The 2,241-nt window shown below is 48.9% G+C and carries 1 protein-coding gene and 1 pseudogene; both read left to right on the top strand.

Annotated elements, in window-relative coordinates; translation table 11 throughout:
- The first annotated feature begins 473 nt into the window (after positions 1-473).
- A complete protein-coding gene (gene rho, locus KDK16_RS13240) occupies positions 474-1,733 on the top strand; it encodes a transcription termination factor Rho (protein WP_257276489.1) in 1,260 nt (419 codons plus the stop codon).
- Positions 1,734-1,799: 66 nt separating this feature from the next.
- Positions 1,800-2,241: pseudogene (locus KDK16_RS13235) on the top strand (UbiD family decarboxylase domain-containing protein); the annotation flags it as partial.

Below are 2,241 nucleotides of genomic sequence, written 5' to 3'. Positions count from 1 at the left end.
GTGTTATCTCCTGCACAGATAGTCTTTTGTCCAACCATCATCCTCAGAATGAGGCTCATGGAAATCAAAAAAAATCAGGTTTGTAATAGCTTTTTTTATGCTTGCTCCAACGGGAAATATTTCTCAACAAAAAGCTTCTGAAAAGTTGACTCGGCAGGAGTTCTTGATTATTTTCCAGAAAAGGATATAGACTGTGAATTCAGGAGTTATCAGATCTGCTTGTTTCAGGTATGACTGTTGAGTGTGTTTCTGGAGGCTTGGCGACCCTTCTGATAAGCAGTAGAGAATACTCCGGCCACGTTTGTTTCGAGCTAGCCTTCCAGATTTACAGGTTTAAGCTTGAAAGCCGTTTTTTTAATGAGCTTAGGCAGGCATCGATATTAAACGATGCTGAATATAATAATCTCAATAATATCTGATCTTCCTGCAACTACGACGGCCATTACCTTTCAATTTAACGTTCGCGAACTCTTATGCATCTTACCGAACTGAAAAAAAAATCTGTTCCTGAACTTCTGGCGATCGCTAATGAGATGGGCCTTGAGAATCTGGCCCGTTCCCGGAAGCAGGACGTAATTTTCTCAATCCTGAAGCGCCATGCCCGCAGCGGGGAAGACATCTATGGCGATGGTGTTCTTGAGATCCTTCAGGATGGCTTCGGCTTCCTGCGTTCTTCCGACAGTTCTTACCTGGCGGGTCCTGACGATATTTATGTTTCACCCAGTCAGATTCGTCGATTCAATCTGAGAACCGGCGATAGCATTGCGGGTAAAATTCGCCCCCCTAAGGAAGGTGAACGCTATTTCGCACTGCTAAAAGTCAATGAAATTAACTTTGACCAGCCCGAAAACGCTCGTAACAAGATTCTATTTGAAAACCTGACTCCGTTGTTTCCACAGGACCGTCTGGTCATGGAAATGGGGAATGGTTCTACCGAAGATTTAACGGGTCGTATCATCGACCTGGTGGCTCCCATCGGTAAAGGTCAGCGCGGTCTGATCGTTTCCCCACCCAAGGCGGGTAAAACCCTGATGCTGCAAAATATTGCAGCCAATATCACCCGTAATAACCCTGAATGCCACCTGATCGTTCTGTTGATTGATGAGCGTCCGGAGGAAGTGACCGAGATGGCCCGCTCCGTACGTGGTGAAGTAGTGGCCTCAACCTTTGACGAGCCTCCATCACGCCACGTGCAGGTGGCTGAAATGGTTCTGGAAAAGGCCAAGCGTTTGGTTGAACACAAGAAAGACGTAGTAATCCTGCTGGACTCCATTACCCGTCTGGCTCGTGCTTACAACACGGTTATTCCTTCTTCCGGTAAAGTTTTGACCGGTGGTGTTGATGCTCACGCTCTTGAGCGCCCCAAGCGTTTCTTTGGCGCTGCCCGTAACATCGAAGAAGGTGGCAGCCTGACCATCATGGCTACCGCCCTGGTGGACACGGGCTCCAAGATGGACGAAGTGATCTTCGAGGAGTTCAAAGGTACCGGTAACATGGAACTGAACCTCGACCGCCGTATCGCGGAAAAGCGTGTCTTCCCTGCCATCAACTTCAACAAGTCCGGTACTCGTCGCGAAGACTACCTGACGACCGAAGAAGAACTCCAGCGCATGTGGATTCTGCGTAAGATTCTGCACCCAATGGACGAAATCGGGGCTATTGAGTTCCTGTTGGATCGCATGAAGCACACCAAGACCAATGAAGAATTCTTCCAGTCTATGAAACGGAAGTAATCCATCATTCTCCGGGGATAGGCCTGCCCTATCCCTATCTTCTTTCAGCTGCAGCCTACACATCCAATGAAATACAGGGACCTCCGGGACTTCATCAAGCTACTGGAAAAGCAGGGTGAACTCGTCAGGATCAAGACCGAAGTCGATCCATACCTGGAAATGACCGAAATCAGCGACCGTACCCTTCGCAAGAAAGGACCGGCACTGCTTTTCGAAAATCCGAAAGGCTACGACATGCCGGTACTGACCAATCTATTTGGCACTGAACGCCGCGTCGCTCTTGGTATGGGACAGGATAATGTCAGCGCCCTTAAGGAGGTAGGTCAGCTCCTCGCCTACTTGAAGGAACCCGACCCGCCCAAGGGTTTCCGGGATGCTCTGAAAAAGTTGCCTGTCTTCAAACAAGTGTTAAACATGGGGCCCAAAGTGGTCAGCAAAGCCGCCTGTCAGGAAGTCGTGCTGAAAGGCGATGAGATCGATCTTAACCGGATACCTGTTCAAACCTGCT

Source organism: Endozoicomonas sp. SESOKO4, from assembly GCF_024606275.1.
The sequence above is the reverse complement of the archived record's forward strand: the minus strand, read 5'-3'. Positions and strand labels throughout refer to the sequence as shown.

Bases quoted from the DNA above. Each gene is read 5' to 3' on its own strand.
- rho (WP_257276489.1), top strand. From the start codon at position 474: ATGCATCTTACCGAACTGAAAAAAAAATCTGTTCCTGAACTTCTGGCG.